General features: G+C 62.0%; 7 protein-coding genes and 1 pseudogene. 6 read left to right on the top strand and 2 right to left on the bottom strand.

Features of this window, described 5'->3' with window-relative positions:
* Positions 1–406 precede the first annotated feature (406 nt).
* Positions 407–4360: a trifunctional transcriptional regulator/proline dehydrogenase/L-glutamate gamma-semialdehyde dehydrogenase gene (gene putA / locus BLT00_RS14100; protein WP_092146710.1), complete on the top strand. Its 3954-nt coding sequence runs from the start codon at positions 407–409 to the stop codon at positions 4358–4360.
* A gap of 156 nt (positions 4361–4516) precedes the next feature.
* A complete protein-coding gene (locus BLT00_RS14095; protein ID WP_092146712.1) occupies positions 4517–6319 on the top strand; it encodes an acyl-CoA dehydrogenase in 1803 nt (600 codons plus the stop codon).
* 214 nt (positions 6320–6533) lie between these two features.
* Here the strand turns inward: BLT00_RS14095 and BLT00_RS14090 are convergent, their stop codons facing one another.
* Both BLT00_RS14090 and BLT00_RS14085 read right to left on the bottom strand, forming a co-directional pair.
* The gene (locus tag BLT00_RS14090; RefSeq protein ID WP_003197073.1) at positions 6534–6836 is read right to left on the bottom strand and encodes a cell division protein ZapA; all 303 of its coding nucleotides are present in this window, start codon (positions 6834–6836) and stop codon (positions 6534–6536) included.
* Positions 6833–7063: a hypothetical protein gene (locus BLT00_RS14085; protein ID WP_063323244.1), complete on the bottom strand. Its 231-nt coding sequence runs from the start codon at positions 7061–7063 to the stop codon at positions 6833–6835. Before BLT00_RS14085 ends, BLT00_RS14090 begins: the two co-directional genes overlap by 4 nt.
* A 268-nt stretch (positions 7064–7331) precedes the next feature.
* On the opposite strand from BLT00_RS14085, the pseudogene BLT00_RS32505 reads away from it, so the two are divergent.
* The 4 genes and pseudogenes from BLT00_RS32505 to mscK form a co-directional block, all read left to right on the top strand.
* Positions 7332–8054 (top strand): annotated as a pseudogene (locus tag BLT00_RS32505) (MCP four helix bundle domain-containing protein); the annotation flags it as partial.
* Between the two features lie 30 nt (positions 8055–8084).
* On the top strand, positions 8085–8957 hold the full coding sequence (locus BLT00_RS32500; RefSeq protein WP_371914213.1) for a methyl-accepting chemotaxis protein: 873 nt from the start codon (positions 8085–8087) through the stop codon (positions 8955–8957).
* A gap of 278 nt (positions 8958–9235) precedes the next feature.
* A complete protein-coding gene (locus tag BLT00_RS14075) occupies positions 9236–10978 on the top strand; it encodes a potassium/proton antiporter (protein ID WP_092146716.1) in 1743 nt (580 codons plus the stop codon).
* A 34-nt stretch (positions 10979–11012) separates the two neighbouring features.
* Complete coding sequence (mscK, locus tag BLT00_RS14070) at positions 11013–14375, top strand: mechanosensitive channel MscK (RefSeq protein WP_092146718.1); 3363 nt, start codon at positions 11013–11015, stop codon at positions 14373–14375.
* Positions 14376–14380: the final 5 nt, after the last annotated feature.

The raw sequence follows: 14380 nt of genomic DNA, 5'->3' as shown, positions 1-14380 counted from the left end.
CAGATGTTGTAGCGACGATTTGCAGTCCCGCGAATTTATGACTGATGTTTCCCCAGGAAAGCCATCAGCCGATGCCCCTCGGCTTTGAACCGGTTGCACCTTGGCCGCGAATGCTATTCAACAAATCAAATAAGGTGCAACCAGTTTCGCTCGAATAAGTTGCACCTGATCGGTTTTATCGCAAGATTCGAGTTTTTTGCTCCCTTTTAGTGCAGCTCCCAGCACTCAGCTAGAAGCTAAAGCACTAAGCCGGTGCAGGATCAGCCGGACGATATTTGCTTCCGGATGAGCTGCCTGTCATTTCGAGAAAAAAAAGGGTTGCACCCGGTTGCACCTCAATCATCCCGCAGCTAATCTTGCCGCCAGCTGATGCCACGCGATACGTGGTAAACATGAGGATAAAAATATGGCTACCACCACCCTTGGGGTCAAACTCGATGACCCGACCCGCGAACGCCTCAAGGCGGCCGCAACCTCGATTGATCGCACGCCGCACTGGCTGATCAAGCAGGCAATTTTCAATTACCTGGAAAAACTCGAGGGTGGTGCAACCCTGACCGAGCTGAACGGTTCACCTCGCACCGACAGCGACGATGCTGGCGATGTGCAAGTCGACCATGCTCACCAATGCTTCCTCGAATTTGCCGAGAGCATCCTGCCGCAATCGGTCCTGCGCGCCTCCATCACGGCCGCTTACCGTCGCCCAGAGCCGGAAGTGGTGCCGATGCTGATCGAACAGGCCCGCCTGCCGGCACAAATGGCCGAAGCCACCAACAAACTGGCGGCTTCGATTGCTGAAAAACTGCGCAACCAGAAAAGTGCCGGCGGCCGTGCCGGTATCGTTCAGGGTTTGCTGCAGGAATTTTCCCTGTCGTCCCAGGAAGGCGTAGCACTGATGTGCCTGGCCGAGGCGCTGCTGCGCATCCCGGACAAAGGCACCCGCGACGCGCTGATCCGCGACAAGATCAGCACCGGCAACTGGCAGCCACACTTGGGCAACAGCCCGTCGCTGTTCGTCAACGCCGCCACGTGGGGCCTGCTGCTGACTGGCAAGCTGGTCGCTACCCATAACGAAGCAGGCCTGACCTCTTCCCTGAGCCGCATCATCGGCAAGAGCGGCGAGCCGATGATCCGCAAGGGCGTCGACATGGCCATGCGCCTGATGGGCGAGCAGTTCGTCACCGGCGAAACCATCGCCGAGGCCCTGGCCAACGCCAGCAAGTTCGAAACCAAAGGCTTCCGCTATTCCTACGACATGCTGGGTGAAGCCGCACTCACCGAACACGATGCGCAGAAGTACCTGGCCTCGTACGAACAAGCCATCCACTCGATCGGCAAAGCGTCCCACGGTCGTGGGATTTATGAAGGCCCAGGCATTTCCATCAAGCTGTCCGCCCTGCACCCACGTTACAGCCGCGCCCAGTACGAGCGCGTCATGGACGAGCTGTACCCACGCCTGCTGTCGCTGACCCTGCTGGCCAAGCAATACGACATCGGCCTGAACATCGACGCCGAAGAGGCCGACCGCCTCGAGCTGTCGCTGGATCTGCTCGAGCGCCTGTGCTTCGAGCCGCAATTGACCGGCTGGAACGGCATCGGCTTCGTGATCCAGGCCTACCAGAAGCGTTGCCCGTACGTGATCGACTATGTGATCGACCTGGCTCGTCGCAGCCGTCATCGCCTGATGATTCGCCTGGTAAAAGGCGCGTACTGGGACAGCGAAATCAAGCGCGCCCAGGTCGAAGGCCTGGAAGGCTATCCGGTCTATACCCGCAAGGTGTACACCGACGTGTCCTACATCGCCTGCGCCCGCAAACTGCTGTCGGTGCCGGAAGTCATCTACCCGCAGTTCGCCACGCACAACGCCCATACCCTGGCAGCCATCTACCACATCGCCGGTCAGAACTATTACCCGGGCCAGTACGAATTCCAGTGCCTGCATGGCATGGGTGAACCCCTGTACGAACAGGTTGTAGGCAAGGTTTCCGAAGGCAAGCTGAACCGTCCGTGCCGTGTGTACGCTCCGGTCGGCACTCACGAAACACTGCTGGCGTACCTGGTACGTCGCCTGCTGGAAAACGGCGCAAACACTTCGTTCGTCAACCGTATCGCCGACCAGTCCATCTCGATTCAGGAACTGGTGGCCGATCCAGTGGCCAGCATCGAGCAGATGGCGACGCTGGAAGGCGGTTTCGGCCTGCCGCACCCGCGCATTCCACTGCCGCGCGACCTGTATGGCAGCGACCGCGCCAACTCCAGCGGCATCGACCTGGCCAACGAACATCGTTTGGCGTCGCTGTCCTGCGCCCTGCTTGCCACTGCCCATAACGATTGGAAAGCCGTGCCGATGCTCGGCTGCGCCGCCAGCGAAGAAACCCCGGCCCCGGTACTGAACCCGTCCGATCACCGCGACGTGGTGGGCCATGTGCAGGAAGCCACGGTCGCCGATGTCGACAACGCCATCCAGTGCGCCCTCAACGCCGCACCGATCTGGCAAGCCACGCCGCCAGCCGAGCGCGCCGCGATCCTCGAACGTGCCGCCGACCTGATGGAAGGCGAGATCCAGCCGCTGATGGGCCTGCTGGCCCGCGAAGCCGGCAAGACCTTCGCCAACGCCATCGCCGAAGTGCGTGAAGCCGTGGATTTCCTGCGCTACTACGCGGTGCAGGCCCGCAACGATTTCACCAACGATGCCCACCGCCCACTGGGTCCGGTGGTCTGCATCAGCCCGTGGAACTTCCCGCTGGCGATTTTCAGCGGCCAGGTCGCCGCCGCTCTGGCCGCCGGTAACCCGGTATTGGCCAAGCCCGCCGAGCAGACGCCATTGGTGGCTGCCCAGGCGGTGCGCCTGATGCTCGAAGCCGGCATTCCGGAAGGCGTGCTGCAATTGCTGCCGGGGCGCGGCGAAACCGTCGGTGCCCGCCTGGTGGGTGACGAGCGGGTCAAGGGCGTGATGTTCACCGGCTCCACCGAGGTCGCTCGCCTGCTGCAACGTAACATCGCCGGGCGCCTGGACAACCAGGGCCGTCCGATCCCGCTGATCGCCGAAACCGGCGGCCAGAACGCCATGATCGTCGACTCCTCGGCGCTCACCGAACAAGTGGTCATCGACGTGGTGTCGTCGGCCTTCGACAGTGCCGGCCAGCGTTGTTCGGCCCTGCGGGTCCTGTGCTTGCAGGAAGATTCCGCCGACCGCGTCATCGAAATGCTCAAGGGCGCCATGGCCGAATCGCGCCTCGGCAACCCTGAGCGCCTGTCGGTGGACATCGGCCCGGTGATCGACGCCGAAGCCAAGGCTGGCATCGAGAAACACATCCAGGCCATGCGCGATAAAGGTCGCACCGTGTACCAGATGGCAATCGCCGACAGTGACGAGTGCAAGCGCGGCACCTTCGTGATGCCAACCCTGATCGAGCTGGAAAGCTTCGACGAGCTGCAACGCGAGATCTTCGGTCCGGTGCTGCACGTGGTGCGCTACAAGCGCAAGGAGCTGGACCAGTTGATCAACCAGATCAACGCCTCCGGCTATGGCCTGACCCTGGGCGTGCACACGCGCATCGACGAGACCATCGCCAAGGTCATCGACAATGTCCATGCCGGTAACGTCTACGTGAACCGCAACATTGTCGGCGCGGTGGTCGGCGTGCAGCCGTTTGGCGGCGAAGGCCTGTCGGGCACCGGTCCCAAGGCCGGTGGTCCGCTGTACCTGTACCGCCTGTTGTCGACACGTCCTACCGATGCGATCCAGCAATCCTTCGCCCGTGGTGATGCCCTCACCGCGCCGGACCTGCGTTTGCGCGACGCCATGAGCAAACCGCTGACCGCCCTGCAAGCCTGGGCCGACAGCCAGAAACTCGCCGAGCTGAGCGCCCTGTGCGTGCAGTTCGCGGCTCAATCGCAAAGCGGTATTACCCGGACTCTGACCGGGCCGACCGGCGAACGCAACAGCTACGCCATCCTGCCCCGCGAGCACGTGTTGTGCCTGGCCGACGTGGAAGGCGACCTGCTGACGCAACTGGCGGCCGTACTGGCCGTGGGCGGCTCGGCCGTGTGGCCGGAAACCGACACCAGCAAGGCCTTGTTCGCCCGCTTGCCGAAAGAGATTCAGGCGCGCATCCAGCGGGTGGCCGACTGGACCAAGGACGAGGTGCTGTTCGACGCAGTCCTGCACCACGGCGATTCGGATCAACTGCGCAGCGTTTGCCAGCAAGTGGCCAAGCGTGCCGGTGCCATCGTCGGGGTCCATGGTTTGTCCCAGGGCGAGACCAGCGTGGCGCTGGAGCGTCTGGTGATCGAGCGAGCCTTGAGCGTCAACACCGCGGCCGCGGGTGGTAACGCCAGCTTGATGACTATCGGCTGAAAGCAGCTGCGAGCGGCAAGCTACAAGCGGCAAGTAAAAGCAGATGCTTTTGCTTCAGCTTGCAGCTTGTGCTGCTCTATCACCCCCATCAATCATCCTGTTCAGCCTTTATCAGCACGCCTAGACTCGGCCCATCCCAAAAAAAGGTAAGCCGCCATGTCCGAGACGCTGCTCAGTTCCCGCAATCTGGCTTTCGAGCTGTATGAAGTCCTCGATGCCGAGGGCCTGACCCAGCGCGAGCGGTTCGCCGAACACAATCGCGAAACCTTCGACGCGGCCCTCGCGACGGCGCGAAACATCGCCGAGAAATTTTTCGCCCCCCACAATCGCAAGAATGACGAAAACGAACCGCGCTACGAGAACGGCGAGGCGATTCTGATTCCCGAGGTGAAACCGGCGGTGGATGCCTTCCTCGAGGCGGGCTTTCTCAACGCCGCACGCAGTTTCGAGGCAGGCGGCATGCAACTGCCGACGTTGCTGTCCCAGGCCTGCTTCGCGCACTTCCAGTCGGCCAACGCCGCGTCCACGTCTTATCCGTTCCTGACCATGGGCGCGGCGAACCTGATCGAAAGCTTCGGCAGCGAAGAACAGAAAAGACGCTTCCTGCAACCGATGATCGACGGTCGTTTCTTCGGCACCATGGCCCTGACCGAACCCCATGCAGGCTCTTCGCTGGCGGATATTCGTACGCGTGCAGAGCCGGCATCCGATGGCACCTATCGACTCAAGGGCAACAAGATCTTCATTTCCGGCGGCGATCATCCGTTGTCGGAAAACATCGTGCACATGGTCCTGGCGAAATTACCGGACGCGCCGCCGGGTGTGAAAGGCATTTCGCTGTTTATCGTGCCCAAGTTCCTGGTCAACGATGACGGCAGCCTCGGCCAGCGTAACGACGTGCTGTTGGCCGGGCTGTTCCACAAGATGGGCTGGCGCGGCACCACCTCCACCGCGCTGAACTTCGGCGACAACGGCGCGTGTGTCGGTTACCTCGTAGGTAAACCGCACCACGGCCTGAGCTACATGTTCCAGATGATGAACGAGGCGCGGATCGGCGTCGGCATGGGCGCTGTAATGCTGGGTTACGCCGGCTACTTGTATTCCCTGGAATACGCCCGCGAACGCCCGCAAGGCCGGGTGCCCGACAGCAAGGACCCGACCACCGCCCCGGTGGCGATCATCCAGCACGCCGACGTGCGCCGCATGCTACTGACCCAGAAGGCCTACGTTGAAGGTTCGTTTGACCTGGGCCTGTACGCGGCGCGCTTGTTCGACGACACCACCACCCTGGAAAGCGAAGCCGAGCGCAGACGCGCCCATGAGCTGCTGGACCTGCTGACCCCGATCGTCAAATCCTGGCCCTCTGAGTTCTGCCTGAAGGCCAACGAGCTGGCGATCCAGATTCTGGGGGGCCACGGCTACACCCGCGAATACCCAGTGGAGCAGTATTACCGCGATAATCGCCTGAACCCCATCCATGAAGGCACCCACGGCATCCAGTCCCTGGACCTGCTGGGGCGAAAACTGGCGCAGAACGGCGGTGCCGGGCTCAAGCAACTGGTCCGCCTGGTGGCCGACACCACCGAACGCGCCCAGGCGCACCCATCGTTAACGCCGTTGCGCCAACCACTGGAAGCCCTCGTGGCACGCCTGCAAACCGTCACCCTCGGACTGCTGACGGACCTGGCCCAGGGCAAGGTGAACAGCAGCCTGGCCAACTCGGCCCTGTACCTCAAAGTGTTTGGCCATATGGTGATTGGCTGGCGCTGGCTGGAACAGGCGATCCGTGCCGAGGAGGGCCTGGCCAAGGGGAATACCGCGGACAGCGACTTCTATAAAGGCAAGCTGCAAGCGGCGCGCTACTTCCTGACCTGGGAAGTGCCGGGTTGTCATCATGAGCTGGCGATTCTCGAAGCGCGGGATGATACGTGCCTGGGGATGCGGGATGAGTGGTTCTGAGCCAGCTTGGTGCGGCTGACATCCAATCGCGAGCAGGCTCGCTTCCACAAGGGGTTCCAAGTGGACGCGACATCTGCGTTCACCACCGATCCATTGTGGGAGCGAGCTTGCTCGCCATAGCAGTGTTTCAGCCAACACACAGGTAGCTGGGCTGACGCCATCGCGAGCAAGCTCGCTCCCACACAAGCCCCACAGTCAACATTCGCTAACCGGTTCAGGCCTGCTGGATCGTCTTGGCAATCACATCGACCGTGGCGCTGACTTGCTCTTGGTAACGGTCGAGTTCCGCTTGATGTTGCTTCTGCATTTCCATCTGCTGCGAACACAGGTTCATGGCCGCCAGCACCAGCAGGCGATCACCGATCAGCGTCGGGTACTTCCTTTTCGTATCGGCCAGTGCGGCCTTGAGCATCGAAGCGGCGTCCAACAGGGCCTGTTCCTGCCCGGCCGGCGCTTTGATTGAATAGTCTTCTCCCAGGATCGAGATGACTGTCACCCCATCGGCGCCGTGCTTCATGCGCTGACAGGACCGGCGCTGGCGCGCTCGATCAGGGCCTGGATGCGGGCCGCGGTGGTGCCGTGCAGTTCTTCCTGTTCCATCAGGCTCAGTTGCAGGCTTTCGTTTTCATCCTTGGCCTTGGCAAGCTCGGTGTTCAGGGTTTCGTTCAGGCCGGTGAGGTGACGGTTCTGTTGCACCAGGTCATTGACCAGTTGCTCCAGTTGGCTGAGGGATGTTTCCAACATGTTGATTTCCAGGCTTTTTCAAGGGGCGCGTACGATAAGGAAAAGTCCTGGTCGATGCCACGCTTTATTCAGGCCAAGCCTGTGTCGGCGAAGCGACTAGACTCTCCTGGTGAGCCTTAAAGACTATGGACAGACTATCTGGTTCCTGCATTTCGTCGCCCCGAGGCCGCCCAAGCGCACACATCTCTCAAGACTCCAGCCGCTGTCCCGATAGCTTTAAGTAAGTCCTCCAACCCAGCACGAACGTGCACCTGTCTGGTACTTTGTCATGTCGTTACGCAATATAAACATCGCGCCGCGGGCGTTCCTGGGGTTCGCCATGATTGGCGCCATGATGCTGGTTCTCGGGGTGTTTGCCCTCAACCAGATGAGCAAAATTCGCGAAGCCGGCGAGAGCGTGGTTGCCAACAGTGTGCCCAGCATCAAGGCCCTGAACGACCTGACCCAACTCACCCTGCGCCTGCGGGTGCTGTCCTATCGCCTGCTGAGCAGCCGCGAACCAGACCTCCAGAAAAAAACCCTCGAACAATTTGACCAGCGCAGCCAGCAGATCAGCGTAGTCCAGGCTGAGTACGAAAAACTCATCGCCGCCGCCGATGAACGCGCCGCCTACAATCAGTACGTTCAATTGCTGAGCCAATACCGTCAACTCGAAGACCGTATGAAAACCCTGTCGCGCAACAACCAGGTCGACGAACTGAAGGTGCTGCTGAACACTGAACTGCTGAGTAATTCCGAAGCGATCAACACGGCGCTCGACCGTCTCCTGCAGATCAATAATCTACAGGCCGAAGGGTATAACAAGCAGGCGGTCGATCAGTACGGCTCGGCCTTCAACATGGTGGTGGTCCTGCTGGTGGTTGCCACCGGCCTGACCCTGCTGTTCGCCTGGCTCCTGACCAACAGCATCACCAAGCCGATTGCCAACGCCCTGGATGCGGCTGAAGAAATCGCCAAGGGCAACCTGACTCGACCGATTGTCGTCGATGGCAGCGACGAAGCCGGTCGCCTGCTGCGGGCAATGTCGACCATGCAGGAAAAACTGCGCGACACCTTGCAGCGGATTTCCGGCTCGGCCACACAACTGGCCTCCGCCGCCGAAGAACTCAACAGTGTCACCGATGAAAGCGCCCGTGGCCTGACCCAGCAGAACAACGAAATCGAACAGGCCGCCACCGCAGTCAATGAAATGACCAGCGCCGTGGAAGAAGTCGCGCGCAATGCAGTGAGCACCTCCGAAGCATCGAAAAACGCCACCACCTCCGCAGGCGACGGTCGCGACCTGGTGCAGGAAACCGTCAGCGCCATCGAACGCATGAGCGCCGATGTGCAAAGCACCGCGGCGTTGATCGGCAACCTGGCCGATGAGTCCCGTGACATCGGCAAGGTGCTGGATGTGATCCGTGGCCTGGCCGACCAGACCAACCTGCTGGCCCTGAACGCCGCCATCGAAGCCGCCCGTGCCGGTGAGGCCGGTCGTGGTTTTGCCGTGGTGGCCGACGAAGTCCGCGCCCTGGCCCATCGCACCCAGCAGTCGACCAGCGAGATCGAACGCATGATCGGCAGCATCCAGAGCGGCACCGAACACGCCGTGGATTCGATGCGCAACAGCACCGAGCGCGCCGAGTCGACGCTGAACATCGCCCGCGGCGCCGGCATGTCCCTGGACACCATCAACACCGCCATCGTCGAGATCAACGAACGCAACCTGGTGATTGCCAGCGCCGCCGAAGAGCAGGCCCAAGTGGCCCGTGAAGTGGACCGCAACCTGGTGAACATCCGCGACCTGTCGGTGCAATCGGCCACCGGCGCCAACCAGACCAGCGCCGCCAGTGCGGAACTGTCGCGCTTGGCCGTGGACTTGAACAACATGGTTGGGCGGTTCAGCCTGTAACCCACTAACGGTTGATCGTCCACAGACCGTGAGCGATCAACCCTCCAGCTTTTGTGGCGAGGGAGCTTGCTCCCGCTGGGCTGCGAAGCGGCCCCAGGACCTCAAAAGCGACGACTGCTTCGCAGCCGAGCGGGAGCAAGCTCCCTCGCCACGGTATGATCAGCTCCCCTCCCTCCCAACCTTTTTTGACAGCATCACATTTCAACAGGTTAGAATCGCTGGCACGCAGACTGCATGGTCAGTCTGCGCCCGCCCTTAGCTTTTCCGGAGTACTGCCTTTGACTGCTACGACCATCAACAGCCTGTTCTTGATCGGCGCGTTGCTGGTAGGTGCGAGCATCCTGGTCAGTTCCCTTTCGTCCCGCCTGGGCATCCCGATCCTGGTGATCATCCTGGCCGTGGGCATGGTGGCCGGTGTCGACGGCGCCGGTATTCTTTTCGATAACTACGCCACGGCTTATCTGGTCGGCAACCTCGCCTTGGCCGTCATCCTGCTGGACGGCGGCTTGCGCACGCGGGTCTCGAGTTTCCGCGTCGCACTGTGGCCGGCGTTGTCGCTAGCCACGGTCGGTGTGTTGATCACCACCGGGCTGACCGGCCTGGCGGCGGCGTGGCTGTTCAACCTGAACCTGATCCAAGGCCTGCTGATCGGCGCCATCGTCGGCTCGACCGATGCCGCGGCGGTGTTCTCGCTGCTGGGCGGCAAGGGCCTGAACGAACGGGTCAGCGCCACCCTCGAGATCGAGTCTGGCAGCAACGACCCCATGGCAGTATTCCTGACCGTGACCCTGATCGGCATGCTCGCCAGTGGCGAAACCGGCCTGCATTGGAGCCTGCTGGGGCATCTGGTGCGCGAGTTTGGTATCGGCGCGGTGCTTGGCCTGGGCGGTGGCTGGCTGATGTTGCAACTGGTCAATCGCATCAATCTGGCCAACGGCCTGTACCCGATCCTGGTCATCAGCGGCGGCCTGGCGGTATTCGCCTTGACCAACGCCCTGCACGGCAGCGGCTTCCTCGCGGTCTACCTGTGCGGCCTGGTGATCGGCAACCGTCCGGTGCGCAGCCGCCACGGCATCCTGCACATGCTCGATGGCATGGCCTGGCTGGCACAGATCGGCATGTTCCTGGTGCTAGGGCTGCTGGTCACGCCTCATGACCTGCTGCCCATCGCCCTGCCCGCCCTGGGCCTGGCGCTGTGGATGATTCTGTTTGCACGGCCCCTTTCGGTCATGGTGGGCCTGTTGCCATTCAAGGCATTCCACGGTCGCGAAAAAGCTTTTATCTCCTGGGTCGGCCTGCGCGGCGCGGTGCCAATCATCCTCGCGGTGTTCCCGTTGATGGCCGGCCTGCCTCACGCCCAGCTCTATTTCAACCTGGCGTTCTTTATCGTGCTGGTCTCGCTGCTGGTGCAGGGCACGAGCCTGCCGTGGGTCGCCAAGCTGCTGCACGTGACCGTCCCACCCGAGCCCCTGCCGATTTCCCGGGCCGCGCTGGAAGTGCACGTCACCAGCGAGTGGGAGTTGTTCATCTATCGCCTGGGCGCTGAAAAATGGTGCATCGGCTCCCCCCTGCGGGACCTGAAAATGCCCGATGGCACCCGCATCGCGGCACTGTTTCGTGGCCAGCAACTGCTCCATCCGTCGGGCAGTACGGTGCTGGAAGTCGGTGATTTGCTGTGTGTTATCGGCCATGAACACGACTTGCCAGCCCTTGGAAAACTGTTCAGCCAAGCGCCTCAGCGGGGCCTTGATCTGCGTTTCTTCGGCGACTTCGTACTCGAAGGAGACGCCCAGCTGGCCGCGGTTGCGGCGTTGTACGGGTTGCAACTGGACGGCATCGATCCAGACATGTCCCTGGGGCGCTTCATCGCTCAGAAAGTCGGTGGCGCGCCGGTGGTCGGCGACCAGGTGGAATGGAATAACACCCTGTGGACCGTCGCGGTCATGGACGGGAACAAGATAGGCAAAGTGGGCGTCAGATTCCCCGAAGGAAGTCGCCCGGGTCCCGGCTTGTTCCTCTAAACTGCTCCCACTCTCACTTGCTTGACCGGTCTCTATGCCTACCCTGCGCTCCTTTATCACCATCGCCCTGCTGGGCCTGAGTCTTTCCATCTGCACGCTGCAAGCCGCTGAACCGCTGACCAGCGCCTCGGTAGAAGCCAGCCTGGACAAAATCGCCGACCGCAAACTGCCGGAAGCCGAGCAGAAGGCCTTGCAGGCGGTGCTGCAAAACACCCTGACCCAGCTCAACAACAAGGCCGACTACGAACAGAAGCTGCTCGCCCTCAAGCAGCAATTGGCTACCGCCCCCAAGCAGAACATCGAAAACCAGCGCGAACTGGCGCGGCTCAAAGGCACCGCGGTGGTGCCGGTGGCGCAACGCTACGCCAACCTGCCGATTCCCCAGCTCGAGCAAATGCTCACGGATCGCTCCACCCAGCAGGGCGATCTGCAAAAAGCCCTGGCCGATGCCAACAGCTTGATCATCACCGCCCAGACCCGTCCCGAGCGGGCCCAGGCGGAAATTTCCAGCAGCCAGACCCGCATCCAGCAGATCAACGCCATCCTCAAGGCCGGCCGGGATGCCGGCAAGACCCTGAGTGGCGAGCAACGCGACCAGCTCACCGCCGAGCTGGCGGCCCTCAATGCGCTGATTCCGCTGCGCCGCCAGGAACTGGCCGGCAACAGCCAACTGCAGGATCTGGGCAACGGCCAGCACGACTTGCTGATGGAAAAAATCGCCCGCACGGAGCAGGAAATCCAGGACCTGCAAAACCTGATCAACCAGAAGCGCCTGGCCCAGTCCCAGGAGACGGTGACCCAGCAATCCATCGAAGCCCAGAAGGCCGGTGGCAGCAGCTTGCTGGCGACCGAGAGCGCGGCCAACCTGAAGCTCTCCGACTACCTGCTCAAAAGCACCGACCGCCTCAACGAGGTCACCCAACAGAACCTGCAGACCAAGCAACTGCTGGACAGCGTGACCCAGACCGACGCGGCACTGGACGAGCAGATCAGCGTGCTCAAGGGCAGCCTGCTGCTCTCCAAGATTCTCTACAAGCAGCGCCAGACCTTGCCGCGCCTCAAGCTGGACCAGAACCTGGCCGACCAGATCGCCGACATCCGCCTGTACCAGTTCGAAGTCAGCCAGCAACGTGAACTGCTGAACAACCCCAGCGCCTACGTCGACAGCCTGCTGGCCTCCCAGCCCTCGGAACAAGTCACCCCGCAACTGCGCAAGACCTTGCTGGAACTGGCCCTGACCCGTGTCGACCTGCTGGAACGGCTGAACCGTGAGTTGAGCGCAGTGCTCAACGAATCGATCACCTTGCAGCTCAACCAGAAACAGCTGCTCAGCACCGCCCAGAACCTGCGGGCGACCCTCGAAGAGCAGATGTTCTGGATTCCCAGCAACAAACCGCTGGATTTCGAATGGATGCGTGCGGTGCCGACGCGCCTGGAAAAACAGATCGACTCGCTGCCCTGGGCTTCGAGCCTCAGTGAACTGGCCGATGGCCTGACCCAGCGGCCACTGCTGTTCCTGCCCCTGGCGCTGCTGATCGGGGCGTTGCTGTGGCGGCGCAAGAATCTCTATGCTCGCCTGAACAAGGTTCACCAGGACGTCGGTCACTTCAAGCGCGACAGCCAGTGGCACACCCCCCAGGCTATCCTGATCAATATCCTGCTGGCGATGCCGGTGGCCCTGGCACTGACCCTCTGCGGCTACGCCTTGCAGATCGACGCCCGCGGCCAGAACGCCAACCTCGGTGCGGCGCTGCTGCAGATCGGCCAGGCCTGGCTGGTGTTCTACACGGCCTATCGCGTGCTGGCCCCCGGCGGCGTGGCCGAGTTGCATTTCCGCTGGGAGAAACCCCAGGTCGAATTCCTCCAGGGCTGGATTCGCCGGCTCGGGCTGGTGGTGCTGGCGTTGGTGGCTGTGGTGGCCGTGGCCGAGTTGCAACCCTCGACCCTGGCCGATGACGTGCTCGGCATGCCGGTAGTGCTGACCTGCTACGCGCTGATGGCGTGGTTACTCAGCCGTCTGCTGCTGAGCAGCCCGACCCACAAGAACACTTCGTTGTTCCGCAAGGCGGTCGGGGTGCTGTTCACCGCGCTGCCGATCGCGCTGTTCGTGGCGGTGTGCTTCGGCTACTACTACACCGCGCTGAAACTCAGCGATCGATTGATCAACACCCTGTACCTGCTGATGTTCTGGCTGGTGATCGAGGCCACCTTCGTCCGTGGCCTGTCGGTCGCGGCGCGGCGCCTGGCCTACCAGCGCGCGCTGGCCAAGCGTCAGGCGGCCAAGGAGGCCGGCGACGGCGAAGCGGTGATCGAAGAGCCGACACTGGATATCGAGAAGGTCAACGAACAGTCCCTGCGCCTGATCCGCCTGGCCTTGCTGGGCGGCTTCATCGCCGCGCTGTACTGGGTCTGGTCGGACCTGATCAGCGTGTTCTCGTACCTGGACAACATCACCCTCTACGAATATACCAGCGGCACTGGCGCCAACATGAGCATGGTGCCCATCAGCATCGGCGACATGCTCGGCGCGCTGATCATCATCGGCATCACCTTCGCCCTGGCGCGCAACCTGCCGGGCCTGCTGGAAGTGTTCGTGCTGTCGAAGCTGAACCTGGCCCAGGGCAGCGCCTACGCCACCACTACGTTGCTGTCCTATGTGATCGCCGGTGTCGGTTTCGTCACCACCCTGTCCACCCTCGGCGTGAGCTGGGACAAACTGCAATGGCTGGTGGCCGCGCTGTCGGTGGGCCTGGGCTTCGGCATGCAGGAGATCTTCGCCAACTTCATCTCCGGGATCATGATCCTGTTCGAGCGCCCGGTGCGCATCGGCGACACCATCACCATCGGCAACCTGTCGGGCACGGTCAGCAAGATCCGCATCCGCGCGACCACCATCACCGACTTCGACCGCAAGGACATCATCGTCCCGAACAAGACCTTCATCACCGGGCAACTGATCAACTGGTCGCTGACCGACACCGTCACCCGGGTAACCCTGAAACTGGGCGTGGACTACGGCTCGGACCTGGACCGGGTGCGTGAGTTGCTGCTCAAGGCCGCACGCGACAACCCACGGGTGCTGAAGGAACCGGAGCCGATCGTGTACTTCCTGAACTTTGGTGAAAGCACTCTCGACCATGAGCTGCGCATGCACGTACGCGACCTCGGTGACCGCAACCCGGTACTGGACGAGATCAACCGCTTCATCAACCGTGAGTTCAAGAAGGAGCACATCAACATCTCCTTCCGGCAGATGGAAATCTATCTGAAGAACCTGCAAGGCCAGGAATACAAACTGGTGCCTGCCGAGCCCGACAAAAAGACCATCACGCCCGTGCCGTCGGCTGTCGCCAGCATCAAGCCGGTGCCTGAGCCGCCGCAAGGCACACTCGACTGATTGCG

The organism is Pseudomonas sp. NFACC51 (assembly GCF_900103575.1).
GTDB classification, from domain to species: domain Bacteria; phylum Pseudomonadota; class Gammaproteobacteria; order Pseudomonadales; family Pseudomonadaceae; genus Aquipseudomonas; species Aquipseudomonas fluorescens_Q.
Note: the sequence above shows the minus strand (reverse complement) of the source record. Positions and strands in the feature narration are given on the sequence as shown.

What these genes read in the sequence shown, in the direction of transcription:
- BLT00_RS32500 (WP_371914213.1), top strand. Translation starts at nt 8,085, where the DNA reads ATGTCGACCATGCAGGAAAAACTGCGCGACACCTTGCAGCGGATTTCC.
- BLT00_RS14085 (WP_063323244.1), bottom strand. Translation starts at nt 7,063, where the DNA reads ATGTTGGAAACATCCCTCAGCCAACTGGAGCAACTGGTCAATGACCTG.
- BLT00_RS14095 (WP_092146712.1), top strand. Translation starts at nt 4,517, where the DNA reads ATGTCCGAGACGCTGCTCAGTTCCCGCAATCTGGCTTTCGAGCTGTAT.
- mscK (WP_092146718.1), top strand. Translation starts at nt 11,013, where the DNA reads ATGCCTACCCTGCGCTCCTTTATCACCATCGCCCTGCTGGGCCTGAGT.
- BLT00_RS14090 (WP_003197073.1), bottom strand. Translation starts at nt 6,836, where the DNA reads ATGAAGCACGGCGCCGATGGGGTGACAGTCATCTCGATCCTGGGAGAA.
- putA (WP_092146710.1), top strand. Translation starts at nt 407, where the DNA reads ATGGCTACCACCACCCTTGGGGTCAAACTCGATGACCCGACCCGCGAA.